The organism is Pseudomonas sp. (genome assembly GCF_035277045.1).
In the GTDB taxonomy this organism is placed as follows: Bacteria; Pseudomonadota; Gammaproteobacteria; order Pseudomonadales; family Pseudomonadaceae; genus Aquipseudomonas.
The window spans coordinates 70185-94201 of sequence record NZ_DATELE010000196.1 but is presented as its reverse complement, the minus strand read 5'-3'; the positions used below and the strand labels follow the sequence as shown (position 1 = coordinate 94201).

Sequence of the window (24017 nt, the reverse complement as noted above, 5' to 3'; positions counted from 1 at the left end):
TGGGAGCGGGCTCGTCCCGCTTCCTTGGGCCTTCCCTCCTGTGGGGGCGGGCTTGCCATGCCCCCTGGAATCCCCCACACGGCAGGCGACTCGTTTCCAATACTGTTCCCCCTGCACAAATTCGCGTAAAACTTTGTAAGGTTGGCGCCGCTTATCCCATAATGTGCCACCAGACATATTGGCCGCAGTTTCGCAGAGGTAAGTCGATCCCCATGAACCGCACCGGCCGCGCCCTTGCCCTGGGCTGCCTGTTGCTTCTTCAGCCCCTGCTGGCGTTGGCAGAGGACGGAAATTCGTTGCTGATCCCGGCAACGAGTCGCTGCACCCTGAATGTGCAGCCCGAAGACCTGTCCAAGGCGGTGAAGGCGTGCGAGCAGACGGCGGCGTCGGGGGATGCGCAGGCACAGTTCGAACTGGGCGACTTCTACTACAGCGGCAATCTCGCGCCGCGCGACCTCGACAAGGCCCTCAGCTACTTCGAACAGGCCTCGCTGCAAGGCCATGCCGAAGCGCAATACCGCCTCGGTGGCATGTTCTTTCACGGCGAAGGCGTGGCCGCCAACAATGTGCAGGCCTACATCGTGCTGAAGATGGCAGCGGTCAACGGGGCCGAGGATGCCCTGGACATGGCCGACGAAGTCTCGTCGCAGATGTCCCGCGAAGAACTGGAGCACGCAACCCAGGTGCTTGGCCAGATCTTCCGCAAGTATTTGCTGGAGCTGCAGAACGCCGACGGGCGCACGCCGTTCTCGCCGCTGCCCTGAAACAGGCCGTTATTTTTCGGGCATGGGCACCGGGAACGGCATCACGTTGCCCATGCCTTTCGCTTCGCTGATCTTCGCCGTGCCCAGGCGCTCGACCTCGTCGATGCGCACGATCGAATGCATGGGCACGAAGCTGCGCACCACGCCCTCGAACTGCGCCTTGAGCTTTTCTTCGCTGGGGTCGACGACCATCTGGGTGCGTTCGCCAAAGACAAACTCTTCCACTTCAAGAAAGCCCCACAGATCGCTCTGGAAGATCTGCTTGGCGTACATCTCGAACACCTGGCCCTGGTTGATAAAGATGACTTTATAGATGGGTGCTTCGCGCTTGGTCATGTTCGGCGGCAATCAGAATGGGGAAATAGAATGCGGATGATAACAGAGCAGACCCGCGCGCAAGCGGCGCCGAACCACCCGCGTCCTCTCCTTTGCGACCCTTGATCGTTTAAGTGCTTTCGCCACTGTCGAGCAAGGGTTATTCTTGGGTTCATCTTCTTAGCCGTTGAGCGGCCAAAAACGACCTTGAACGCACCCATACAACCTCATCGTTTCATCCTCGAGCCCTTCGAGGCCCATCGCTTCGCCAATCTGTGCGGGCAGTTCGACGAGCACCTGCGCCTGATCGAACAACGCCTGGCCATCGAGATCCGCAACCGCGGCAACCAGTTCGAGCTGATCGGCGACCCCAAGACCACCTCCTCTGCCGAGCAGCTGCTGCGCCGTCTCTATCGCGAGACCAAGGCCACCGAGCTGTCCCCGGAAACGGTCCACCTGTATCTCCAGGAATCCACCGTGGAAACCCTCGACAACCCGGCTGTCAACGAAGTCAGCGTGTCGCTGCGCACGCGCAAGGGCAACATCCGTCCGCGCGGCGTCAACCAGCAGCGCTACGTCAAGGAAATCCTGGCCAACGACATCAATTTCGGCGTGGGCCCGGCCGGTACCGGCAAGACCTATCTCGCCGTGGCCTGCGCGGTCGACGCGCTGGAGCGTGAACAGGTCCGGCGCATCCTGCTGGTCCGCCCGGCGGTCGAGGCCGGCGAGAAGCTCGGCTTCCTGCCAGGCGACCTGGCCCAGAAGATCGACCCGTACCTGCGCCCGCTGTACGACGCCCTGTACGAAATGCTCGGCTTCGAACATGTGGCCAAGCTGATCGAGCGCCAGGTGATCGAGATCGCCCCGCTGGCCTACATGCGTGGCCGCACGCTGAACAACAGCTTCATCATCCTCGACGAAAGCCAGAACACCACCGTCGAGCAGATGAAGATGTTCCTGACCCGTATCGGCTTTGGCTCGACCGCGGTGATCACCGGTGACATCACCCAGGTCGACCTGCCGCGCGGCACCAAGTCAGGCCTGGCCCATGTCATCGACGTGCTCAAGGACGTGCCGGGCATCAGCTTCACGCACTTCCAGCCCAAGGACGTGGTCCGCCACCCGCTGGTCCAGCGCATTGTCGAGGCCTACGAGCGCTTCGAGACCCGCGCGGCCAACCCAGAGGGTATCGCTGGCGATGCTTGAACTTGACCTGCAACGGGCCACCGAGGCCGCCGCCCCCGATGACGCCGTCTTCCGCCGCTGGTGCGAGCTTGCCCTGCGCCAGCGCAGCGCCGACTCGGAGATGACCATCCGCCTGGTCGACGAGGCCGAAGGCCGCGAGCTCAACCACACCTACCGGCACAAGGAATACGCGACCAACGTGCTGTCCTTCCCGGCCGATGTGCCTGACGAGCTGCTCGACATCCCGCTGCTCGGCGACCTGGTGATCTGCATCCCGGTGGTCGAGCGCGAAGCCGCCGAACAAGGCAAGACGCTCGAGGCGCACTGGGCGCACCTGGTGATCCACGGCTGCCTGCACCTGCTCGGCTACGACCACATCGATGACGATGAAGCCGAGGAAATGGAAGCCCTCGAACGCACGCTGCTCGCCGAACTGGGTCATCCCGACCCGTACGCCGACGACGAATCCGACACACCACACACTGATATCTGCAAGGAACACGAGTAACCGCCATGAGCGAAGACCGATCGAGCAACGGGCAGAAGTCCTGGCTGGGTAAACTGACCCAGGCTTTTGCCCATGAGCCGAAAAACCGCCAGGAGCTCCTTGAGCTGCTGCGCGAAGCCCATCAGAACAAGCTGCTCGACAGCGAAGCGCTGACCATCGTCGAAGGCGCCATCCAGGTCGCCGACCTGCAGGTGCGCGACATCATGGTGCCGCGCTCGCAGATGATCAGCATCAAGGTCAACCAGTCGCCACGCGAGTTCCTGCCGGCGGTGATCGACGCCGCGCATTCGCGCTACCCGGTGATCGGCGAAGGCCACGACGATGTGCTCGGGGTCTTGCTGGCCAAGGACCTGTTGCCGCTGATCCTCAAGGAAAACGGCGACACGTTCGATATCAAGGACTTGCTGCGCCCGGCCACCTTCGTGCCCGAGTCCAAGCGACTGAATGTGCTGCTGCGCGAGTTCCGCGCCAACCACAACCACATGGCCATCGTCATCGACGAGTACGGCGGCGTGGCGGGCCTGGTGACCATCGAGGACGTGCTCGAGCAGATCGTCGGCGACATCGAAGACGAGCACGACGTCGAGGAAGACAGCTACATCAAGCCGCTGCCCAGCGGCGACTTCCTGATCAAGGCCCTGACGCCGATCGAGAACTTCAACGAGTTCTTCGACACCGTCTTTTCCGACGACGAGTTCGACACCGTCGGCGGCCTGGTCATGAGTGCCTTTGGTCATCTGCCCAAGCGCAACGAGACCACCGAGATCGGCCCTTACCGGTTCCGCATCCTCAACGCTGACAGCCGCCGGATTCACCTGCTGCGCCTGACGCCTATCAACCGCTAAGGATCTACATGCGCTGGATCACCCGCCCCGGCTGGCCCGGTAACCTGCTGGCCGTGGCGGCCGGTGCCCTTACTTCCCTGGCCCTGGCGCCCTTCGATATCTGGCCGCTGGCCTTGCTCGCGGTGGGCCTGTTCTACCTGGGCCTGCGCGAGCTGAGCCCGCGCCAGGCCCTGGGCCGCGGCTGGTGCTACGGATTCGGCCTGTACGGCGCCGGCACCAGCTGGATCTACGTCAGCATCAACACCTACGGCGGTGCCTCGCCGCTGCTGGCCACACTGCTGCTGGTGGCGTTCTTCGCGGCCATTGCCTGGTTCTTCGCCCTGCCCGCGTGGCTCTGGGCCCGCTGGCTGCGGCGTACCGAAGCGCCACTGGCAGATGCCCTGTGCTTCGCGGCGCTGTGGGTGCTGCAGGAGGCGTTCCGGGGCTGGTTCCTGACCGGCTTCCCATGGCTCTATGCCGGCTACAGCCAGCTCGATGGCCCGCTTGCCGGCCTGGCGCCGCTGGGCGGCGTCTGGCTGATTTCGTTCGTTCTGGCGCTAAGTGCCGCGCTGCTGTGCAACCTGCGCCGACTGCGGGCCCGGCCGTCGTTCCTGGCGACTGGCGTGGTGCTGTTGCTCGCGCCGTGGGCCGTGGGCCTGGCGCTCAAGGGCCACGCGTGGACCAGCCCGGCGGGCGCGCCGCTCAAGGTTGCCGCCTTGCAGGGCAACGTCGAGCAAGATCTGAAATGGGACCCGGCGCACATCGACGCGCAGCTTGCCCTGTACCGCGACATGAGCTTCAGCTCCAGGCCCGTCGACCTGCTGGTGTGGCCAGAGACCGCGGTGCCGATCCTCAAGGACCAGGCGCAGGGCTATATCGACATGATGGGGCGCTTTGCCGGCGACCGTCACAGCGCGCTCATCACTGGCGTTCCGGTGCGTGAAGTGGAGCAAGGGCAGCGTCGCTACTACAACGGCATCACGGTCAGTGGCGAAGGCGAAGGCACCTACCTCAAGCAGAAGCTGGTGCCCTTTGGCGAGTATGTGCCGCTGCAGGACATGCTGCGCGGTGTCATCGCCTTCTTCGACCTGCCGATGTCGGACTTCGCCCGTGGCCCGGCCGACCAGGCCATGCTGCAGGCCAAGGGGTACCAGATCGCCCCGTACATCTGCTACGAAGTGGTCTATCCGGAGTTCGCCGCGAGCCTTGCCGCACGCAGCAATATTCTCCTGACCATCAGCAATGACACCTGGTTCGGCACCTCGATCGGCCCGCTGCAGCATCTGCAGATGGCGCAGATGCGGGCTCTCGAGGCGGGCCGCTGGATGATTCGCGCGACCAACAACGGTGTCACCGGGCTGATCGACCCGTTTGGCAGGATCACCGCGCAGGTGCCGCAGTTCGAGCGGGCGATCCTGTATGGGGACGTGGTGCCGATGCAGCAGCTGACGCCTTACCTGCAATGGCGTTCCTGGCCGCTGGCGGTGGTATGCCTGCTGCTGTTCGGGTGGGCATTGCTCGCAGCGCGGATGGCCAAGACTGTGTAGGCCTCGGGGCCGCTTCGCGGCCCCAGGATTCTCAGTAAAACAACCGATACCCCACCAACCCCACCGCCTCATTGAGCAACTGCCCGTTCTGCCATACCGCCCGCGCCTCGGGCAACAATCCCCAGAACGGCCGCCCATGATCCCGTCCCAGGAACCCTACGGGCGCCGGCACCACCTCGAACCCCGCCTGTTCGAAACTCCAGCGCGAGCGCTGCATGTGCCAGGCCTGGGTGACCACCACCACCCGGCGCACACCCAACGGCAGCAGCACATCGGCGGTCAGCCGGGCGTTTTCCCACGTGGTGCGGCTGGCTTCCTCCTTCCACTTCACCCCCACGCCAAAGTCGCGCCGCAGGCTGTCACCCATCAACCGCGCCTCGCTCGGGGGTGTGCCGTAGTGCAATCCGCCGGTGGTCAGCACGGGCAGCCCCGAGGCCTTGGCAATCTGCGCGGCATAGCGCAGGCGCTCGAGCGCCACGACGGAAGGCTGGTCCTGATCGCCCCAGGCCGGGTCGCCACGCTCGCGGCCGGCCCCAAGAATCACGATGGCATCCGCGCGCTCACCCAGGCTCGCCCACTGATCCGCACGCAAAGGCGCCTCGGTTTCAAGTTGCCGCGCTGCCTGCTCGACCACCAGCGGCAGGCTCATCAGCCACAAGCCGCCCAGTCCCAGGGCAAAGCACAACCGCGCCAGCCGTGGCCTGCGCGTGCGCAGCCACCAGGCGGCCAGCAGCAACAGCAACAACCCGCCGGGGGGCAGCAGCCAGTGTTTGATCAGGTAACGAATGGGCATCGGGCACCTCCATGGAAGGTGCGCAGCCTAGAAAAATCGGCGCCAGCCCACAAGTGCGCAGGCGGCGCCGATTGATGAATGTCTTTGATGACGGGGCGCACTCCTGATTGCGCCAGCAAAACCGGACGGCTATCTGAGCGGCAGCGTCCTGGATCGTGCGGTGAGGGACGAGCGCTTCTTGCTGGTAAGCCAGATAACCTTGGCGCCAGGCAGCGGCTCCGGGTGCTGGTAGGCACCGGCGCTCGCAAAGCGGCCTTCGGCAAGCGTGTCCAGATAAGCCTTGATCACCTCGAACTCGGCGTGGCTCAGGCCGCGCAGCTCAAGTTCTACAGGCGTTTCATCACGTAGTTGCACAGATGTCCTGGCCACTTCCAGCGCCAGGCCCAGGCGATCGATCAGGCGTTCATATAGCTCCGGCTGCATTACGGGTAGCTGCGACTCTCCCATCCGTCCACCTCATTGAAGATAAGAACATCTCCCCCACACCTGAGCTTAGCGCCACTGCGCGAAGCAGCGGTGCGCCGCGACCAACGGCCCGCGAACCCGCGGACCAGGGCTGGCGATGCAATCAGGGTTTCCCACGACGCGCGACGCTCCTGTATGCTACGGCGTTCACTCTTTTGACACCGGATTGCCGGATGCAGCGAGCCTCGCTGCCTGGATAGGGTCTCTCATCTCTCAGCGCAAAAGTAGCCATGCACGAACAATATCAGCCCCGTGACATCGAAGCCGCCGCCCAGACCTTCTGGGACGAGCAACAGTCGTTTGCAGTCAGTGAACAGCCAGGCAAGGACACCTATTATTGCCTGTCGATGTTCCCGTACCCGAGCGGCAAGCTACACATGGGGCACGTGCGCAACTACACCATCGGCGACGTGATCGCCCGCTACCAGCGCATGCTCGGCAAGAACGTCCTGCAGCCAATGGGCTGGGACGCCTTCGGCATGCCGGCCGAAAACGCGGCGATGAAAAACAACGTCGCCCCGGCCAAGTGGACGTACGAGAACATCGACTACATGAAGACCCAGCTCAAGAGCCTGGGCCTGGCCATCGACTGGTCGCGTGAAGTCACCACCTGCAAGCCGGACTACTACCGCTGGGAGCAGTGGCTGTTCACCCGCCTGTTCGAGAAGGGTGTCATCTACCGCAAGAACGGCACCGTCAACTGGGACCCCGCCGACCAGACCGTACTGGCCAACGAGCAGGTCATCGACGGCCGAGGCTGGCGTTCGGGCGCGCTGATCGAAAAGCGCGAGATCCCGATGTACTACTTCCGCATCACCGACTACGCCGACGAGCTCCTGGAAAGCCTCGACGAGCTGCCGGGCTGGCCTGAACAGGTCAAGACCATGCAGCGCAACTGGATCGGCAAGTCGCGCGGCATGGAAGTGCAGTTCCCCTACGACCAGGCCAGCATCGGCCACGAGGGCGCGCTGAAGGTCTTCACCACCCGTCCCGACACCCTGATGGGCGCCACCTACGTGGCCGTGGCCGCCGAACACCCGCTGGCCACCCAGGCCGCCGAAGGCAACCCGGCGCTGCAGGCGTTCATCGATGAGTGCAAGGGCGGCAGCGTCGCCGAGGCCGACGTCGCCACCCAGGAGAAGAAGGGCATGCCCACTTCCCTGTTCGTCGAGCACCCGCTGACTGGCGAGAAGCTGCCGGTATGGGTCGCCAACTACGTGCTGATCCACTACGGCGATGGCGCGGTCATGGCCGTGCCGGCGCATGATGAACGCGACTTCGAGTTCGCCCACAAGTACAGCCTGCCGATCAAGGCCGTGGTGCGCACCAGCGCCGGCGACGACGTCGGCGGCGAGTGGCAGGCCGCCTATGGCGAGCATGGCCAGCTGATCAATTCCGGCGAGTTCGACGGCCTGGACTTCGCCGGCGCCTTCGACGCCATCGAAGTCGCCCTGATCCGCAAGGAACTGGGCAAGTCGCGCACCCAGTTCCGCCTGCGTGACTGGGGCATCAGCCGCCAGCGCTACTGGGGCTGCCCGATCCCGATCATCCACTGCCCGTCGTGCGGCGACGTGCCGGTGCCTGAAGACCAGCTGCCGGTCACCCTGCCGGAAAACGTGGTGCCGGACGGCGCCGGCTCGCCCCTGGCGCGCCTGCCCGAATTCTACGAATGCACCTGCCCGAAATGCGGCACCGCGGCCAAGCGCGAAACCGACACCATGGACACCTTTGTCGAGTCGTCCTGGTACTTCGCCCGCTACGCCTCGCCGAACTACGAGGGTGGCATGGTCGATCCGAAGGCCGCCAACCACTGGCTGCCGGTGGACCAGTACATCGGTGGTATCGAACACGCGATCCTGCACCTGCTGTACGCGCGCTTCTTCCACAAGCTGATGCGCGACGAAGGCCTGGTCACCTCCAACGAGCCGTTCAAGAACCTGCTGACCCAGGGCATGGTCGTCGCCGAGACCTACTACCGCGTCGCCGCCAACGGCGGCAAGGACTGGTTCAACCCGGCCGATGTCGAGATCGAGCGTGACGCCAAGGCCAAGATCATCGGCGCCCGCCTGAAGTCCGACGGCCTGCCGGTGGAAATCGGCGGCACCGAGAAGATGTCCAAGTCCAAGAACAACGGCGTCGACCCGCAGTCGATGATCGACGCCTACGGCGCCGACACCTGCCGCCTGTTCATGATGTTCGCCTCGCCGCCGGACATGAGCCTGGAATGGTCCGACTCCGGCGTCGAGGGCGCCAGCCGCTTCCTGCGCCGCGTCTGGCGCCTGGCCCAGGCACATGTCAGCCAGGGCCTGCCGGGCGCGCTGGACATCGCGGCCCTGGACGATGCGCAGAAGGTCGTGCGCCGCGCCATCCACGCCGCGATCAAGCAAGCCAGCACCGATGTGGGCCAGCACCACAAGTTCAACACTGCCATCGCCCAGGTGATGACCGTAATGAACGTGCTCGAGAAAGCCCCGCAGGCGACCGCGCAAGACCGCGCCCTGCTCCAGGAAGGCCTGGAGGCCGTCACCCTGCTGCTGGCGCCGATCACCCCGCACATCAGCCATGAACTGTGGGCCTGCCTGGGCCACGAGGGCGCCGTGATCGACGCTGGCTGGCCGGTGGTCGACGAAGACGCGCTGGTGCAGGACAGCATCGTCCTGGTCATCCAGGTCAACGGCAAGCTGCGCGGCCAGATCGAAATGCCCGCCGCGGCCACCCGCGAGGAAGTCGAGGCGGCCGCCCGCGGCAACGAGAACGTGCTGCGCTTCCTCGATGGCCTGACCATTCGCAAGGTCATCGTGGTACCAGGCAAGCTGGTCAACATCGTCGCCAACTGATGGCAACGTCCGCCCGCGCGACACGCGGGCGGGCGGAATCGGCCCACAAGGGAGCAACAACATGATCAAACGCAATCTGCTGGTAATGGGCCTGGCCGTACTGCTCAGCGCCTGCGGTTTCCAGCTGCGCGGCACGGGCACCACCGACCTGGCCATCAAGGAGCTGGATGTCAGCGCGCGCAACGCCTATGGCGACACCGTCACCCAGCTGCGCCATGTGCTGGAGAACAGCGGCGTCGACGTGCATGCGGGCGCGCCGTACAAGCTGATCCTGACCAACGAACAGGAAGACCGCCGCGCCGCTAGCTACACCGGTGGCAGCCGCTCGGCCGAGTACGAGCTCACCACGACGCTGAGCTACACCATCGCCGGCCTGAACAACGCCCAACTGCTCGATGACAAGGTCCAGGTCCGCAAGGTCTACATCCACGACGGCAACAACATCACCGGGTCCGAGCAGGATGCCGCGCGCACGCGCAACGAACTGCGCCAGGAGCTGGTCCAGGCCATGGTGGTCCGCCTGCAACTGCTGACCCCGGCACAGCTCGAGCACCTCCAGCAGGAAGCGGACGAGCGTGCCCGTGCCGAGGCCGAGGCGCTGGACGCCGCGCCTCGTGCCCAGGATGCCACGCCCCAGCAGTCGCCCCTGGAACTGCCCGCCAACTGAGCCTGAAAGGGGCACCCCGGTGCCCCGCCCTTCCCCATGAAACTCTCTCCCGCCCAGCTCAACAAACACCTGCAAGGCAACCTCGCGCCGGTCTACGTGGTCAGCGGCGATGACCCGTTGCTGTGCCAGGAGGCCGCCGATGCCATTCGTGCCACGGCTCGCCAGCAAGGGTACGACGAGCGCCAGGTGTTCAGTGCCGACGCCAACTTCGACTGGGGCACCCTGCTCCAGGCCGGCGCCAGCCTGTCGCTGTTCGCCCAGCGCCGCCTGCTTGAGCTGCGCCTGCCCAACGGCAAGCCGGGCGACAAGGGCGCCGCCGCGCTCATCGAGTACTGCAGCCGGCCAGCGGAAGACACCCTGCTGCTGATCAGCCTGCCCAAGCTCGACGCCAGCGCGCAGAGGACCAAGTGGGGCAAGGCACTGGTCGAAGGCCAGCACTGCCAGTTCATCCAGATCTGGCCGGTGGACAGCCACCAACTGCCCCAGTGGATCAACCAGCGGCTGTCCCAGGCCGGGCTGTCGGCCCAGCGTGAGGCGGTGGAGCTGATCGCGGCGAGGGTGGAGGGCAACCTGCTCGCCGCGGCTCAGGAGATCGAAAAGCTCAAGCTGGTGGCCGAAGGCAGTCAGATCACCGTGGAAACCGTGCAGGCGGCAGTGGCCGACAGCGCGCGCTTCGACGTGTTCGGGCTGGTCGATGCCATCCTCAATGGCGAGGCCGCCCATGCCCTGCGCATGCTGGAAGGGTTGCGCGGCGAAGGCGTCGAGCCACCGGTCATCCTTTGGGCCCTGGCCCGCGAGCTACGCCTGCTGGCGGGCCTCGCCCAGCAGTTCAGCCAGGGCGTGCCACTGGACAAGGCCTTCAGCCAGGCCCGTCCGCCGGTGTGGGACAAACGCCGGCCGCTGGTCAGCAAGGCCCTGCAGCGCATGTCGGCGCAACGCTGGGCCCAGCTGCTGCAGGACGCCCAGCGTATCGATGCGCAGATCAAGGGCCAGGCCGAGGGATCACCGTGGGTGAGCCTGGCGCGGTTGAGCCTGTTGATGGCGGGGCAGCGTCTGGCGCTTCCTGCCCAGTAGTCTTGCAATGCCAGTGCCGGCCGCTTCGCTGGCAAGCCAGCTCCCACAGAAACAGCGCTGATCTCACGGGTGGCGTTGTACCTGTGGGAGCTGGCTTGCCAGCGAAGAGGCCGGTACTGACGCACCATCCATACATACAATCAATTGGTCACCACCCCCCGCTGGTCTTACAGTGCGCCCCGTACCCACCCCCCAACACGGGACGCGCCATGAGCAAAAAGCCGCAACCGCAACGCCCCAACAAAGCCAAGTCCATCGTCGCCCAACCGCTGTTCCGCTGCCGCCAGGAGCAGTCGGGCAAAGGCAAAGGCAGCTACCGCCGCGAAGCCTTCCAATCGAGAGATTGGGAGGCTTCTGACTTTTTGGCCGCATGAAGGCAAGAACACCACAGGCATGATATGGTCGGCACCTGACCTGCAATCCCTGGACCTGTGCATGCCCCTTCGTCTTTCCCAGCGCTGGCAACCCCGCCAGCTGATCGCGGCCTCCAGCCTAATCCTGCTCGTCGCCTGCGCGGAAAAACCCACCGCCGCCGACGCTCTTCCGCTGGCGCAAGCCCAGCCCGCCGCCGCTTCCACCCAGCCCGCCCCGGCCGTTGATGTCAGCACCGAGATCCAGCAACCCGCGCAAACGTTCGCCCAATGGCAGGACAGCTTCCGCCAGCAAGCCTTGCAGGCCGGCATCAATGCCGGGGTGTTCGACCGTGCCTTCCAGGACGTCACGCCCGACATGGACGTGATCAAGGCCGACCGCAGCCAGCCTGAATTCACCCGCCCGGTCTGGGAATACCTCGACGGCGCCCTGTCGCCGGTTCGTGTGCGCAAGGGCAAGGCCCTGCTCGCGGAAAATGCCGAGCTGCTGGGCCGTATCGAGCAACGCTACGGCGTGGACCGCCAGGTGCTGGTATCGGTCTGGGGCATGGAAAGCAACTTCGGCAGCTTCCAGGGCAACAAGTCGGTGATCCGTTCCCTGGCTACCCTGGCCTATGAAGGGCGTCGTCCGGCCTTCGCCCACGACCAGTTGCTGGCAGCCCTGGAAATCCTGCAAAACGGCGATATCCAGCCAGAGGCCATGCGTGGCTCCTGGGCGGGCGCCATGGGACAGACCCAGTTCATCCCGACCACCTACAAGACCCACGCCGTCGATTTCGATGGTGACGGGCGCCGTGACATCTGGAACAGCACCGCCGATGCGCTGGCCTCCACCGCGCACTATCTGGAGAGCTCTGGCTGGAAACGCGGGCAGCCTTGGGGCTTCGAGGTGCAGACGCCTGCAGGCTTCGACTACTGGCTGGCCGACGGCACCCAGCGCAAGACCATCAGCGAGTGGCTGCAACTGGGCCTGAAGCTGCCGGCGGGCACCCGCCTGCCGGATGGCAGCAACCAGCTGTCCGCGGCGTTGCTGCTGCCAGCGGGCGCGCGCGGGCCGGCCTTCCTGGTGCTGGACAACTTCCGCGCCATTCTCAAGTACAACAACTCGTCGTCGTACGCGTTGGCGGTAAGCCTGCTGGGTGACCGGTTCTCCAACTGGGGTTACATCGCGGGTGCATGGCCCAAGGATGACCTGCCGTTGAGCCGCAGCGAGCGCATGGAACTGCAGAGTCTGCTCAACGCCAACGGCCATGAGGCAGGCAACGCGGACGGCATCATCGGCGCCAATACCCGCAAGGCGATCCGCACCGCGCAGCATGCGCTGGGCTGGCCGGCGGATGGGTATCCGACGCACAAGCTGCTGGAGAGCCTGAGGCAGCCCTGAGGGCTCCAGAGCGCAGCTCGGGCCCTGTGGGAGCCAGAGCGCAGCTCGGGCCCTGTGGGAGCGGGCTAGTCCCGCGATCGGGCGCGAAGCGGCCGTAGAAGCTGCGATCCGGTATTGTCAAACACTCTGCGCAGGCAGGTTCACGGCCCCTTCGGGGCCGATCGCGGGACTAGCCCGCTCCCACAGGATTTGAGTTTTCACTGAAAAGTCCAGGCTTGTCAGCAAAACCACTGTTCCTACACTGGGATGGCCTTTGTGTAGAGGTCCTGTTCCAGGGTCAGGGCCGCCGCCCCACTGTCCAGACGCACCTGCGCGCCAAGCGGCAGGCACAGGTTCGGGTTGCAATGCCCGCTCCTCCACCCCGCCAGCACCGGCACGCCCAGTGGCCCGAAGATATCCTGCAGCAACGGCGTCAGCGCCTCGACCGTGATCCCCGCGAAATCGCCCGCCAGCACCCCGCGCACCCCTTGCAGCCTGCCCGCGAGCCGTAGCTGGGTCAGCAGACGGTCGATCCGGTACAGCGGCTCGTTGACGTCCTCGATAAACAGGATGCAGTCATCGAAGCTCACCTCTGCCGGCGTTTCAAGCGTCGCCGCCAGCAGCGACAGGTTGCCCCCCATCAGTCGCCCGCTGGCCGCCCCCGGCAGCACCGTGCTCAGCGGATAGGCCGCAGGATGTTGTAGCAGACTGCCCTCACCCACGCGCCCGTGCAGCTGCGCCAGCAATGAGCTGAGCGTCGGCTCCAGCTTCTCCCCGAGCAGGTCGGCATTGAGCATGGCGCCATGGAAGGTGACGAAACCGGCATGCCGGGCGATGGCGGTATGCAGTGCGGTAAGGTCGCTGTAGCCGATCAGCGGCTTGGGATTACGCCGTATCAGCTCGAAGTCGATCCTGTCGAGCAGCCGCATGCTGCCATACCCCCCGCGCATGCACAGGATCGCATCGACCTGCGGATCGGCGAAGGCATCATGCAGGTCTCGCAGGCGGCGCTCATCAGAACCCGCCAGGTAGCCTTCCGACTCGCTGACACCTGGATAAAGCTGACATTGGTAGCCGCGGCTGTCGAACCAGTCGCGGGCCTTGTCGGCATCCAGCCGGGCTGGCCCCGCCGGGGCGATGATCGCGAAGCGGGCGTGGCGCGGCAGTGGAGCCGGCAGGCGTGAATCCAGGGTAGCGGTGCAAGCGTGGTTCATTCGTAGGTTCCCTCTGCAAACAAAAATGCCGATGCCGCCTCACGGCGCGCATCGGCATCGTCAACCCACAAGGGCTCAGAGCTTGATCCGAGCCTCATGCGCCTGCTGGTCGGCGTGGTACGAAGAACGCACCAACGGGCCGGACGCGACGTTCTTGAAGCCCATCTTGTAGCCTTCCTCGGCGAACCAGGCAAAGGTGTCCGGGTGCACGAAACGCTGCACCGGCAGGTGGCTGCGCGATGGCTGCAGGTACTGGCCCAGGGTCAGCATGTCGATGTTGTGCTCGCGCATGCGATGCATCACCTCGATCACTTCCTCGTCGGTCTCGCCCAGGCCCAGCATCAGGCCGGACTTGGTCGGTACGTGCGGCACCAGCTCCTTGAACTTCTCCAGCAGGGTCAGCGACCACTGGTAGTCCGAACCCGGACGCGCGGCCTTGTACAGGCGCGGCACGGTTTCGAGGTTGTGGTTGAACACATCCGGCGGCTCCTGCGCGGTAATCGCCAGGGCCACGTCCATGCGCCCGCGGTAGTCGGGCACCAAGGTCTCCAGCTGGATGCCGGGGGTCAGGGCGCGGATCTCGCGGATGCAATCGGCGAAGTGCTGGGCACCGCCATCGCGCAGGTCGTCGCGGTCCACCGAGGTGATCACCACGTACTTCAGGCGCAGGTCGGCGATGGCCACGGCGAGGTTCTTGGGCTCGTCGATGTCCAGCGGCTTCGGCCGGCCGTGGCCGACGTCACAGAACGGGCAGCGACGGGTGCAGATGTCGCCCATGATCATGAAGGTCGCGGTACCGCCCGAGAAGCATTCGCCCAGGTTCGGGCAGGAGGCTTCCTCGCACACGCTGTGCAGCTTGTGCTTGCGCAGCAGTTGCTTGATGCGGTCGACTTCCGGCGAGACCGGAATGCGCACGCGAATCCAGTCGGGCTTTTTCGGCAGCTCTTCGGTGGGAATGATCTTTACCGGAATGCGGGCGACCTTCTCGGCGCCCCGCAGCTTGACGCCCGCCTCGACCTTTGGCCGTGGGGCCGGTCGCGCGGTGACATCCTGGGTCGGGATCAGGTTAGGCACGGCTTCTTGCACAATAGTCATATTCAGTCGATTCCGCCCATGAGGGTCGTCTGCTCAGCATAGTCGAGGTGCTTGACCAGCTGTCCGCGCAGCCTTGTCCTGACCTCGGAGAGTTCGATCGGGCCTGCCAGGTCGCGCAGCTGGGTCATGGCCAGCCCCGCATACCCGCAGGGATTGATACGGCGAAACGGCGCCAGGTCCATGTCCACGTTAAGGGCAAGCCCGTGGAACGACCGGCCGTTGCGGATCCTCAGGCCGAGAGAAGCGATCTTCGCCCCGTCGACATACACGCCAGGCGCATCGGGCTTGGCCGCTGCCTGCACGTCATAACTTGCCAGCAACTCGACCAGGCTGCGCTCGATCCGGGTCACCAGCTCGCGCACGCCAATGCCCAGGCGGCGCACATCCAGCAGCAGGTAGGCGACCAGCTGGCCAGGGCCGTGGTAGGTCACCTGGCCACCGCGGTCGGTCTGCACCACCGGGATCTCGCCCGGCACCAGCAGGTGCTCGGCCTTGCCCGCCTGGCCCTGGGTGAACACCGGAAGGTGCTCGACCAGCCAGACTTCGTCGCAGGTCTCGGCCGTACGCGCGTCGGTGAAGCGGCGCATGGCCGCCAGCACCGGCTCGTAGGGCTGCTGACCGAGATCGCGAAAGCCGAGTGTGGCTGGCATCACAGCACCATTTTGACGATGCCGGTCGCGCGCAGCGCGCTGTTGATGTTGTGCAGCTGGTCTTCGCCGGTGGCGATGATGTGCAGCTGCACCGTGGTGTACTTGCCTTCCTTGCTCTGGCGCTCGGCCAGGGTACTCAGGTCGACCTGGGCGTACTTGCTCAGGATTTCGATCACCGTGTCCTTGAAACCGACAACAGTGTCGCCGATGACCTTGATCGGGTAATCGGCGCAAGGGAATTCGATTTTGTGCGACTTGACGTCAGCTTCGCTCATGGCAGTAACGGCCTCGTAAGCCGTGGCAACAACAACGCCCCCGCTACAACAGGCGGGGGCGCGGCAGGTCACGTATCAGTTGAACAACCCGTAGAAGAACAGGCGGATGCTATCCCACATACGGCCGAAGAAACCAGCTTCCTCGACACCGTCCAGGGCGATCAGGTCGGCGCTGTGGACAACCTTGTCATCGAGTTTGACTTCGACTTTACCGATCACGTCACCTTTGGCGATGGGCGCGGTCAGCTGGGGATTGAGGGTCATGCTGGCAACCAGGCGCTTGAGCTGGCCTTTGGGCATGGTCATGCTCAGGTCATCGGCCAGGCCGGCCTTGACGACATTGGTGGCGCCCTTCCAGACCTGGGCCTGGGTCAGCTCGGTGCCCTTCTGGTAGAAGGTCTGGGTTTCGAAGAAGCGGAAACCGTAGGTCAGCAGCTTCTGGGTCTCGGCGGCACGGGCCTGCTCGCTGTTGGTACCGAACACCACGGCGATCAGGCGCATGCCATCACGCACGGCCGAGGACACCATGCAGTAGCCGGCTTCGTCGGTGTGGCCGGTCTTCAGGCCGTCGACGGTCTTGTCGCGCCACAGCAACAGGTTGCGGTTGGGCTGCTTGATGTTGTTCCAGTAGAACTCTTTCTGCGAGTAGATCGCATAGTGGGCAGGGTCTTCGTGGATGATCGCGCGCGCCAGCACCGCCATGTCATGCGCCGAGGAGTAGTGCTCCGGGTGCGGCAGGCCGGTCGGGTTCATGAAGTGGCTGTTGCTCATGCCCAGGTCGGCGGCGGTCTTGTTCATCATGTCGGCGAAGGCGTCTTCGCTGCCGGCGATGTGCTCGGACAGGGCGACGCTGGCGTCGTTGCCGGACTGGATGATGATGCCGTGCAGCAGGTCGCTGACGCTGACCTGGCTCCCCACCTTGATGAACATGCGCGAACCGCCGGTGCGCCAGGCGTTTTCGCTGACGGTGACCGGGTCGTTTTCGCCGATCTGGCCGCGACGGATGTCGAGGGTGGCGATGTAGGCGGTCATCAGCTTGGTCAGGCTCGCCGGCGGGAGACGCTCGTCACCATTGTTCTCGACCAGGACGTTACCGCTGGTTGCTTCCATGAGCACGTAGGACTTGGCAGCCAGTTGCGGCGGCGACGGCATCATCTGCTCTGCCGCGAACGCAGCAGGGGTGATCATCAGCGGTACAAGCAGGCAAAGGCGTTTGGCAAAGGAGGTGATGTTCATCCGTCTCTCGAAATGGCTAATGGGCTCATGCCCTCATGGGCAAAACGTTATCAGGCCGGGGCCTTGCGGGCAAAACGACCATTGTACATGGGCGCGCCACCCGCTTCATGACAAAACTGACAGTTCCGCTGTCAGTCCGCCGTGACCACCTTGGCCTGGCCAAGGTTGGCCAGGCGCACGCTGTCCTGCATCTGCTGGGCTTCGCCCTGGCTGCTGATCGGCCCCAGGCGCACGCGGTGCAGGGTCTGCTGGTTGCGCACGATGGAGCTGATGAACACCGGCGCGCTGACCATGGTGCTGAGCTTGGAGCGCAGCAGCTCGGCGGCATCCGGGTTGGCGAAGGCGCCGACCTGCAGGAACAGGCCGCCGCTGTTGCTGATGGCAGGGTTGCCGGTGGCCGAGTTGCTGGCCACCTGCACCGGCACCACGGCCGCGGCGTGCTGCTGCGGTGGCGGGGTCCATTGCTCGACACGCCCGGTGGTGGCTGGCAGCGGCTTGGCCTGGGCCACTTGCGGCTGCTGCAGGACCATCGGCGCGGCCTGGCCACGCTGGGCCCACCACTGCTGCGGGTCGATGCCCTCGACGCGCACGCGGGCGGTGCCGGTCTCGGCATAGCCGAGCTTCTTGGCCGCGGCGTAGGACAGGTCGATGATCCGGTCGGAATAGAACGGCCCGCGGTCGTTGACCCGCAGCACCACCGTACGGTTGTTGTCCAGGTTGGTCACCCGTACATAGGCCGGCAGCGGCAGGGTCTTGTGCGCCGCGCTCATGCCGTACAGGTCGTAGACCTCGCCGTTGGCGGTGTTCTGGCCATGGAACTTGGTGCCGTACCAGGATGCCGTGCCCTCGGCGCGGTAGTTGCGCGAGTCCTGAATGGGGAAGTAGGTCTTGCCCAGCACGGTGTAGGGGTTGGCCTTGTAGTTGCCGGTGTGCACGGTCGGCGTGGCATCAGGGATCTTCGACACGTCGACGTCCCACCACGGCGCGCCGTCCTTGTGGGCCCGGTTGATGTCCAGGCCCGGCTGGGCACGCACGACGGCGCCCTGCTGCTGGGTTTGCGGAGCGCGGGTGCTGGAGCAGCTGGCCAGGACGAGGCCGGCGGCGGCGCAGGCCAGCAGCTTGAAGGAAGTGGAGTTGGACAATACGCGCATTACTTGACGCCCCGTGCTTGAACCAGCAGGTCCGATAGCTGATGTACCGCCATCGCGTACATCACGCTGCGGTTGTAGCGAGTGATCGCGTAGAAATTCTTCAGGCCAAGCCAGTATTCAGGGCCATTTTCGCCCTCGAGACGGAAGGCGGTCACCGGCAGATCATCGCGCAGCGCATCATGACTCGACCAGCCCAGTGCCCGCAACTCGGCGACCGTCTTGACCGCGTCGATACCCGGGCTCAGGCCTTCGTCGACATGCTCGCCGCGTACCGTCGCGCGGCTGACCACCGCCTCGCCGCCGACCCAGCCATGCTGCTTGAAGTAGCTGGCGACGCTGCCGATGGCATCGTCCGGGTTGTTCCAGATGTTGATATGGCCGTCACCGTCGAAATCCACGGCGTACGCGCGAAAGCTGCTGGGCATGAACTGCGGCAAGCCCATGGCACCGGCGTACGAGCCCTTCAGCGTGAGCGGGTCGAGCTGCTCGTCGCGGGCCAGCAAGAGGAATTCGCGCAACTCCTTGCGGAAGAACTCGGCGCGCGGCGGATAATCGAAGCCCAGGGTCGACAGCGCGTCGAGCACCCGGAAGTTGCCGGTGTTGCGGCCAAAAAAGGTCTCCACGCCGATGATCGCCACGATCACCTGGGCCGGCACGCCGTATTCCTGCTCGGCGCGCGCCAGGGTTGCCTCGTGCTGGCGCCAGAAGTCCACGCCACGGGCAACGCGCGCGTCGGTCAGGAACATAGGCCGATACTCTTTCCACGGTTTGACCCGCTCGGCCGGGCGCGAGATCGCATCGAGGATCGACTGCTTGCGCTGCACCTCGGCGAACACACCCATCAGCTGCTCGCCGGCGAAGCCGTAGTCGCGGGTCATCTCACCGACGAACTCAGCGACCTGGGGCGAGCCGTCATAGTCTCCGGCATTGGCCTGCTGGACAGCGCCGAACAAGCCCATCGCACCGATCCACGGTACCCAACGAGCCGCCCAGCCACGCACTGCTTGCATGAAATTGTTCACCTTATTCAAACTTGCGCAATCCACTTGCGGTGGGTGTGGATCGACATCAGAACGCCAAACGCTGACAGCAGCGTCACCAACGAAGTTCCGCCATAGCTGATGAAGGGCAGCGGCACGCCCACCACGGGTAACAGGCCGCTGACCATACCGATATTGACGAACACGTATACAAAGAAGGTCATGGTCAGGGCGCCGGCCAACAGCTTGCCGTAGAGCGTCTGGGCCTGGGCCGTGATGACCAGCCCGCGGCCGATCAGCAGCAGGTACAGCAACAGCAGCGCGCAGATGCCGACCAGGCCGAATTCCTCGCCGAGCACGGCGATGATGAAGTCGGTGTGGCTCTCGGGCAGAAAGTCCAGGTGGGACTGGGTGCCGAGCAGCCAGCCTTTGCCGAACACCCCGCCCGAACCGATCGCGGCCTTGGACTGGATGATGTTCCAGCCGGTGCCCAGCGGGTCGCTCTCGGGGTCGAGGAAGGTCAGCACGCGCTGCTTCTGGTAGTCGTGCATGAAGAAGAACCACATGGCCACCGCCACCGGCACCGCCGCGCCGACCGCGGTCAGAATCCAGCGCCAGCGCAGCCCGCCCATGAACAGCACGAACGCGCCCCCGGCCAGAATCAGCAGGGCCGTGCCAAGGTCAGGCTGGCGCACGATGAGGATGAACGGCACGCCGATCAGCATCAGGCTGATGATCACGTGCTTGAGGTCTGGCGGCAGGGTCCGCTTGGACAGGTACCAGGCCAGGGTCGCCGGCATGATGATCTTCATGAACTCCGAAGGCTGGAAGCGAATCACCCCGGGGATGTTGATCCAGCGCGTGGCACCCATGGCGTTGTGGCCCATCACGTCGACCACCACCAGCAGGCACACCCCGCCCAGGTAGGCCACCGGCACCCAGCGCGCCATGAAGCGGGGCTCGAGCTGGGCGATGATGAACATCGACACCAGGCCCAGGCCGAACGAGCTGGCCTGCTTGAGCAGCAGGTCCCAGTTCTTGCCGCTGGCCGAATAGAGGACGAACAGGCTGCCGGCCGCCAGGGCCAGCAACAGGATCAGCAAGGGGCCGTCGACATGGATGCGCTGCAAGAAGCTGGCGCGCCGACGCATCACATCCTCGCTGGAGAGCATGCGATCGAAATTACTCATCACGGGGCGGTTTCCTGCGCGACGGTTGAAGGTACGAACTCGGCCTTGAGCAGGCCGTTCTCGTCGAGCATCCAGGCGTCCATCACCTGACGCATCACGGGCGCCGCGACCCGCCCGCCAGCCTCGCCGTTCTCGATCATCACCGAGACCACGATCTTGGGGTCCTGCGCGGGGGCGAAGCCGACGAACAGCGCATGGTCACGGTGGCGCTCCTGGACTTTGTTGCGGTCGTATTTCTCGCCTTGCTTGATGGCGACTACCTGGGCCGTGCCGCTCTTGCCGGCAATGCGGTACTGCGCCCCGGCGGCGGCCTGGCGGGCGGTGCCGCGGGCGTTGTGCATCACCTGCTCCATGCCGTGGGTGACCTTGATCCAGTCGGACTTGTCGCGCAGGACAATATCGTCGATCGGATTCTCGTCCACCGGCGGCTGTCCCTCGATGGTCTTGGCCAGGTGCGGACGGTTCCACCTGCCTTTGCTGGCGATCAGCGCCGTGGCCTGGGCCATCTGCAAAGGCGTGGTCTGCATGTAGCCCTGGCCGATGCCGAGGATCAGCGTCTCGCCCGGGAACCAAGCCTGGCGGCGGGTGGCACGCTTCCATTCGCGGGTGGGCATCAGGCCGGAGGATTCTTCGAACATGTCCAGCGAGACCCTCTGCCCGAGCCCGAACTTGTTCATGTAGCTGGACAGGCGATCGATGCCCATCTTGTGCGCCAGGTCATAGAAGTAGGTGTCGTTGGAACGCATGATCGCCAGATCCAGGTCGACCCAGCCGTCGCCGCTGCGGTTCCAGTTACGGTACTTGTGGTCGTAGTTGGGCAACTGGTAGTAACCGGGATCGAAGACCCGGCTGCCGGCCGTGACCACGCCACTGTCGAGCCCGGCGATGGCGACCGCGGGCTTGATGGTCGAGCCCGGCGGATACAGCCCGCGCAGTACCCGGTTGAACAGCGGACGGTCAATCGAATCGCGCAGGTCGGCGTAAGCCTGGAAGCCGATGCCGGTGACGAACAGGTTAGGGTCGAAGCTCGGCTGGCTGACCATCGCCAGCACCTCGCCGCTGCGCGGGTCGAGCGCGACGATGGCGCCACGACGCCCGGCCAGCGCCGCTTCGGCGGCTTCCTGCAACTTGATGTCCAGCCCCAGGACGATGTCCTTGCCGGGAATCGGGTCGGTGCGCTTGAGCACCCGCAGCACCCGGCCACGTGCATTGGTTTCCACCTCTTCGTAACCGACCTGCCCGTGCAGCTCGGCTTCATAGAAGCGCTCGATGCCGGTCTTGCCGATATGGTGGGTACCGCTGTAGTTGACCGGGTCGAGGGTCTTGAGCTCTTTCTCGTTGATCCGCCCCACATAACCGACCGAGTGCGCGAAATGCGCGCCCTGCGGGTAGTGTCGCACCAGCTGCGCCGACACCTCGACGCCGGGCAGGCGGAACTGGTTCACGGCGACCCGGGCGATCTGGTCCTCGGTCAGCTCGAACAGGATCGGCACCGGTTCGAACGGCCGGCGGCCCTGGCGCATGCGCTTCTCGAACAGGGCCCGGTCGTCCGCCGAAAGCTGCAGCACCTCGACGATCACGTCCAGCACCTGCTGCCAGTCGCCAGACCGTTCGCGGGTCATGGTCAGGCTGAAGCTTGGCCGGTTATCGGCGATGATCACCCCATTACGGTCGTAGATCAGCCCGCGGGTCGGCGGGATCGGCTGCACATGCACCCGATTGTTCTCCGACAGCGTGGAGTGATAGTCGTACTGGATCACCTGCAGGAAATACAGCCGGGCAATCAGCACACCGATCAGCAGCATGATCGCCACCGCACCGACCACGACGCGGTTACGCACCAGGCGGGCGTCTTTCTCGTGGTCCTTGAGGCGGATCGGCTGCGACATGAAGCTTACAGGCTCATTTGTGGTAAGGATGCCCGGACAAGACGGTCCAGGCACGGTACAGCTGTTCGCCGATCAGTATCCTTACCAACGGGTGCGGCAGGGTCAGCGGTGAAAGCGACCAGCGCTGCTCCGCGCGCGCGCAGACCTCTGGCGCAAGCCCTTCCGGGCCACCAACCATGAAATTGACCGTGCGCGAGTCCAGCCGCCAGCGATCGAGCTCGACCGCCAGCTGCTCGGTGCTCCACGGCTTGCCGTGGACTTCCAGGGTGACGATACGCTCCCCTGGCTGCACCTTGCTCAGCATCGCCTCGCCTTCCTGACGGATCAGGCGGGCGACATCGGCGTTCTTGCCACGGGTGTTCAGCGGAATTTCCACCAGCTCCAGCGCCAGCTCCGAGGGCAGGCGCTTGGCATATTCATGCCAGCCATCCTCGACCCATCGGGGCATGCGCGAGCCGACCGCGATCAGACGCAGACGCACAGCGCTTCCTTATTCCCGGTCTTTCAGGTTGTCGGAGTAGCTGTGGGCGTGATCCGGGCTGTGGTGCTTGCCATCGGCGGCACGGCTCTGCTCGGCGCCCATCCACAGGCGCTCCAGGTCGTAGAACTGGCGAGCGGCGGCGGTCATCATGTGCACGATGACGTCGTTGAGGTCCAGCAGGACCCAGTCGCTGTCGCCCTTGCCTTCTTCGCCCAGTGGCTGCACGCCCTTGGCCTTGACCTGCTCGCGGACCTTTTCCAGCATGGCGCTGATCTGGCGGTTGGAGGTACCGGTGGCGATGATCATGTAGTCGGTCAGGCTGTGCTTCTCACGCACGTCGATGATCTGCACGTCCTGGGCCTTGACGTCTTCCAGGGCTGCCTTGGTCAGTTCGACCAGTTCTTCGGCAGTGATGTTGCTTTGCTTTTTCATATAAAACTCGTTCAACTCGTTTGGGTGAGGCGCCGTGTGGCGCCTTCAGTTCGGCGCACGGTAAAGGGCGTGCGCATCGATGTAGGCCAGTACTGCGTCCGGCACCAGGAACCGCACCGACTTGCCGCTGGCCAGCAGCTGTCGGATCTGCGTGGCCGACACCGCGAGCGGAGTCTGCCAGACGAATGAGATGTGGCCCGCCGGCCCGGACAGGGTCGTGGGGTCACTTTCGGAGCGCGCCGCCAGCAGGTTGCGCAGCGCGTCCGGGGGTTCGACGTCGGCATCCGGGCGTTGCAGCACCAGGATGTGACAGTGTTGTAGCAGCTCTTCCCAGCGATGCCAGCCAGGCAAGCCGCAAAAGGCATCCCAGCCCAGCACCAGAAACAACTGGTCGTCGGCGGCGAGTTCGGCGCGGATCGACTCCAGGGTATCGATGGTATAGGAAGGCTTGTCGCGCGCCAGCTCGCGGGCGTCGACACTCAGGCGATCCACGCCCTCGACCGCATGCTCGACCATCGCCAGGCGGTCCCGCGCCGCCACCTGCGGGGTGTCGCGGTGCGGCGGGCGCGCGTTCGGCAGCAGCCGCAGCTCGTCCATGGCCATGAACTCGGCCACTTCGAGCGCGCTGCGCAGGTGGCCGATATGCACCGGGTCGAACGTGCCGCCGAGAATCCCGACACGCCGGACAGCCCCGCGCACGGGCGTGGTCGC

General features: G+C 65.0%; 25 protein-coding genes. 10 read left to right on the top strand and 15 right to left on the bottom strand.

All coding sequences use genetic code 11. The features are described from left to right. The first annotated feature begins 212 nt into the window (after nucleotides 1-212). Nucleotides 213-764 carry a tetratricopeptide repeat protein gene (locus VJS90_RS10570; protein WP_324121601.1) on the top strand — a complete coding sequence of 184 codons (552 nt, stop codon included), beginning with the start codon at nucleotides 213-215 and terminating at the stop codon, nucleotides 762-764. 9 nt (nucleotides 765-773) lie between these two features. On the opposite strand, the gene VJS90_RS10565 is transcribed toward VJS90_RS10570, so the two are convergent. Beyond that, nucleotides 774-1100: a DUF1820 family protein gene (locus VJS90_RS10565; protein WP_324121600.1), complete on the bottom strand. Its 327-nt coding sequence runs from the start codon at nucleotides 1098-1100 to the stop codon at nucleotides 774-776. A gap of 186 nt (nucleotides 1101-1286) precedes the next feature. Here VJS90_RS10565 and VJS90_RS10560 point away from each other — a divergent pair, with 186 nt between their 5' ends. Genes VJS90_RS10560 through lnt form a run of 4 tightly spaced genes read left to right on the top strand, consistent with a single transcriptional unit; the run spans nucleotide 1287 to nucleotide 5143 of the window. Continuing rightward, nucleotides 1287-2285, top strand: a complete 999-nt coding sequence (locus tag VJS90_RS10560; RefSeq protein WP_324121599.1) for a PhoH family protein — start codon at nucleotides 1287-1289, stop codon at nucleotides 2283-2285. Then, nucleotides 2278-2772 (top strand): rRNA maturation RNase YbeY, encoded by a 495-nt coding sequence (gene ybeY / locus VJS90_RS10555; protein ID WP_324121598.1) that lies wholly within the window; start codon nucleotides 2278-2280, stop codon nucleotides 2770-2772. Before VJS90_RS10560 ends, ybeY begins: the two co-directional genes overlap by 8 nt. A 5-nt stretch (nucleotides 2773-2777) precedes the next feature. Continuing rightward, nucleotides 2778-3617: an HlyC/CorC family transporter gene (locus VJS90_RS10550; protein ID WP_324121597.1), complete on the top strand. Its 840-nt coding sequence runs from the start codon at nucleotides 2778-2780 to the stop codon at nucleotides 3615-3617. Between the two features lie 8 nt (nucleotides 3618-3625). Beyond that, complete coding sequence (gene lnt / locus VJS90_RS10545) at nucleotides 3626-5143, top strand: apolipoprotein N-acyltransferase (RefSeq protein ID WP_324121596.1); 1518 nt, start codon at nucleotides 3626-3628, stop codon at nucleotides 5141-5143. 31 nt (nucleotides 5144-5174) lie between these two features. Here the strand turns inward: lnt and VJS90_RS10540 are convergent, their stop codons facing one another. Further along, nucleotides 5175-5936, bottom strand: a complete 762-nt coding sequence (locus VJS90_RS10540; protein WP_324121595.1) for a YdcF family protein — start codon at nucleotides 5934-5936, stop codon at nucleotides 5175-5177. Nucleotides 5937-6065: 129 nt separating this feature from the next. Beyond that, nucleotides 6066-6383 carry a hypothetical protein gene (locus VJS90_RS10535; protein ID WP_324121594.1) on the bottom strand — a complete coding sequence of 106 codons (318 nt, stop codon included), beginning with the start codon at nucleotides 6381-6383 and terminating at the stop codon, nucleotides 6066-6068. A 248-nt stretch (nucleotides 6384-6631) separates the two neighbouring features. Between VJS90_RS10535 and leuS the strand changes: the two genes are divergently transcribed. The 5 genes from leuS to VJS90_RS10510 all read left to right on the top strand — a co-directional run bounded on the left by leuS (nucleotide 6632) and on the right by VJS90_RS10510 (nucleotide 12734). Next, nucleotides 6632-9238 carry a leucine--tRNA ligase gene (leuS, locus tag VJS90_RS10530; RefSeq protein WP_324121593.1) on the top strand — a complete coding sequence of 869 codons (2607 nt, stop codon included), beginning with the start codon at nucleotides 6632-6634 and terminating at the stop codon, nucleotides 9236-9238. 61 nt (nucleotides 9239-9299) lie between these two features. Beyond that, entirely contained in the window at nucleotides 9300-9905 is a 606-nt protein-coding gene (lptE, locus tag VJS90_RS10525) for an LPS assembly lipoprotein LptE (RefSeq protein WP_324121592.1), read from the top strand. 36 nt (nucleotides 9906-9941) lie between these two features. Next, a complete protein-coding gene (gene holA / locus VJS90_RS10520; protein WP_324121591.1) occupies nucleotides 9942-10979 on the top strand; it encodes a DNA polymerase III subunit delta in 1038 nt (345 codons plus the stop codon). Between the two features lie 209 nt (nucleotides 10980-11188). Next, nucleotides 11189-11353: an alternative ribosome rescue factor ArfA gene (gene arfA / locus VJS90_RS10515; RefSeq protein WP_324121590.1), complete on the top strand. Its 165-nt coding sequence runs from the start codon at nucleotides 11189-11191 to the stop codon at nucleotides 11351-11353. A 61-nt stretch (nucleotides 11354-11414) separates the two neighbouring features. After that, nucleotides 11415-12734 carry a lytic murein transglycosylase gene (locus tag VJS90_RS10510; protein WP_324121589.1) on the top strand — a complete coding sequence of 440 codons (1320 nt, stop codon included), beginning with the start codon at nucleotides 11415-11417 and terminating at the stop codon, nucleotides 12732-12734. A gap of 236 nt (nucleotides 12735-12970) precedes the next feature. Here VJS90_RS10510 and VJS90_RS10505 read toward each other — a convergent pair whose 3' ends face one another. The 12 genes from VJS90_RS10505 to nadD all read right to left on the bottom strand — a co-directional run bounded on the left by VJS90_RS10505 (nucleotide 12971) and on the right by nadD (nucleotide 24005). Continuing rightward, nucleotides 12971-13927: an LD-carboxypeptidase gene (locus tag VJS90_RS10505; RefSeq protein ID WP_324121588.1), complete on the bottom strand. Its 957-nt coding sequence runs from the start codon at nucleotides 13925-13927 to the stop codon at nucleotides 12971-12973. A gap of 75 nt (nucleotides 13928-14002) precedes the next feature. Continuing rightward, on the bottom strand, nucleotides 14003-15022 hold the full coding sequence (lipA, locus tag VJS90_RS10500) for a lipoyl synthase (RefSeq protein WP_324121587.1): 1020 nt from the start codon (nucleotides 15020-15022) through the stop codon (nucleotides 14003-14005). Between the two features lie 2 nt (nucleotides 15023-15024). After that, a complete protein-coding gene (gene lipB / locus VJS90_RS10495; protein ID WP_324121586.1) occupies nucleotides 15025-15672 on the bottom strand; it encodes a lipoyl(octanoyl) transferase LipB in 648 nt (215 codons plus the stop codon). Beyond that, nucleotides 15672-15947: a DUF493 domain-containing protein gene (locus VJS90_RS10490; RefSeq protein WP_324121585.1), complete on the bottom strand. Its 276-nt coding sequence runs from the start codon at nucleotides 15945-15947 to the stop codon at nucleotides 15672-15674. Before VJS90_RS10490 ends, lipB begins: the two co-directional genes overlap by 1 nt. Before the next feature lie 75 nt (nucleotides 15948-16022). Beyond that, nucleotides 16023-17183, bottom strand: coding sequence for a D-alanyl-D-alanine carboxypeptidase family protein (locus tag VJS90_RS10485; protein WP_324121584.1), 1161 nt, complete (start codon nucleotides 17181-17183; stop codon nucleotides 16023-16025). A 131-nt stretch (nucleotides 17184-17314) separates the two neighbouring features. Continuing rightward, nucleotides 17315-18334: a septal ring lytic transglycosylase RlpA family protein gene (locus tag VJS90_RS10480; RefSeq protein ID WP_324121583.1), complete on the bottom strand. Its 1020-nt coding sequence runs from the start codon at nucleotides 18332-18334 to the stop codon at nucleotides 17315-17317. Continuing rightward, nucleotides 18334-19344 (bottom strand): lytic murein transglycosylase B, encoded by a 1011-nt coding sequence (gene mltB / locus VJS90_RS10475; RefSeq protein WP_324121582.1) that lies wholly within the window; start codon nucleotides 19342-19344, stop codon nucleotides 18334-18336. Before mltB ends, VJS90_RS10480 begins: the two co-directional genes overlap by 1 nt. Before the next feature lie 17 nt (nucleotides 19345-19361). Further along, the gene (rodA, locus tag VJS90_RS10470) at nucleotides 19362-20465 is read right to left on the bottom strand and encodes a rod shape-determining protein RodA (protein WP_324121712.1); all 1104 of its coding nucleotides are present in this window, start codon (nucleotides 20463-20465) and stop codon (nucleotides 19362-19364) included. Nucleotides 20466-20503: 38 nt separating this feature from the next. Further along, nucleotides 20504-22393, bottom strand: a complete 1890-nt coding sequence (gene mrdA / locus VJS90_RS10465) for a penicillin-binding protein 2 (RefSeq protein WP_324121581.1) — start codon at nucleotides 22391-22393, stop codon at nucleotides 20504-20506. Between the two features lie 13 nt (nucleotides 22394-22406). Beyond that, nucleotides 22407-22874, bottom strand: coding sequence for a 23S rRNA (pseudouridine(1915)-N(3))-methyltransferase RlmH (gene rlmH, locus VJS90_RS10460; protein ID WP_158460618.1), 468 nt, complete (start codon nucleotides 22872-22874; stop codon nucleotides 22407-22409). Between the two features lie 9 nt (nucleotides 22875-22883). Beyond that, the gene (rsfS, locus tag VJS90_RS10455; protein ID WP_324121580.1) at nucleotides 22884-23306 is read right to left on the bottom strand and encodes a ribosome silencing factor; all 423 of its coding nucleotides are present in this window, start codon (nucleotides 23304-23306) and stop codon (nucleotides 22884-22886) included. 45 nt (nucleotides 23307-23351) lie between these two features. Beyond that, a complete protein-coding gene (nadD, locus tag VJS90_RS10450) occupies nucleotides 23352-24005 on the bottom strand; it encodes a nicotinate-nucleotide adenylyltransferase (RefSeq protein ID WP_324121579.1) in 654 nt (217 codons plus the stop codon). Nucleotides 24006-24017 lie beyond the last annotated feature (12 nt).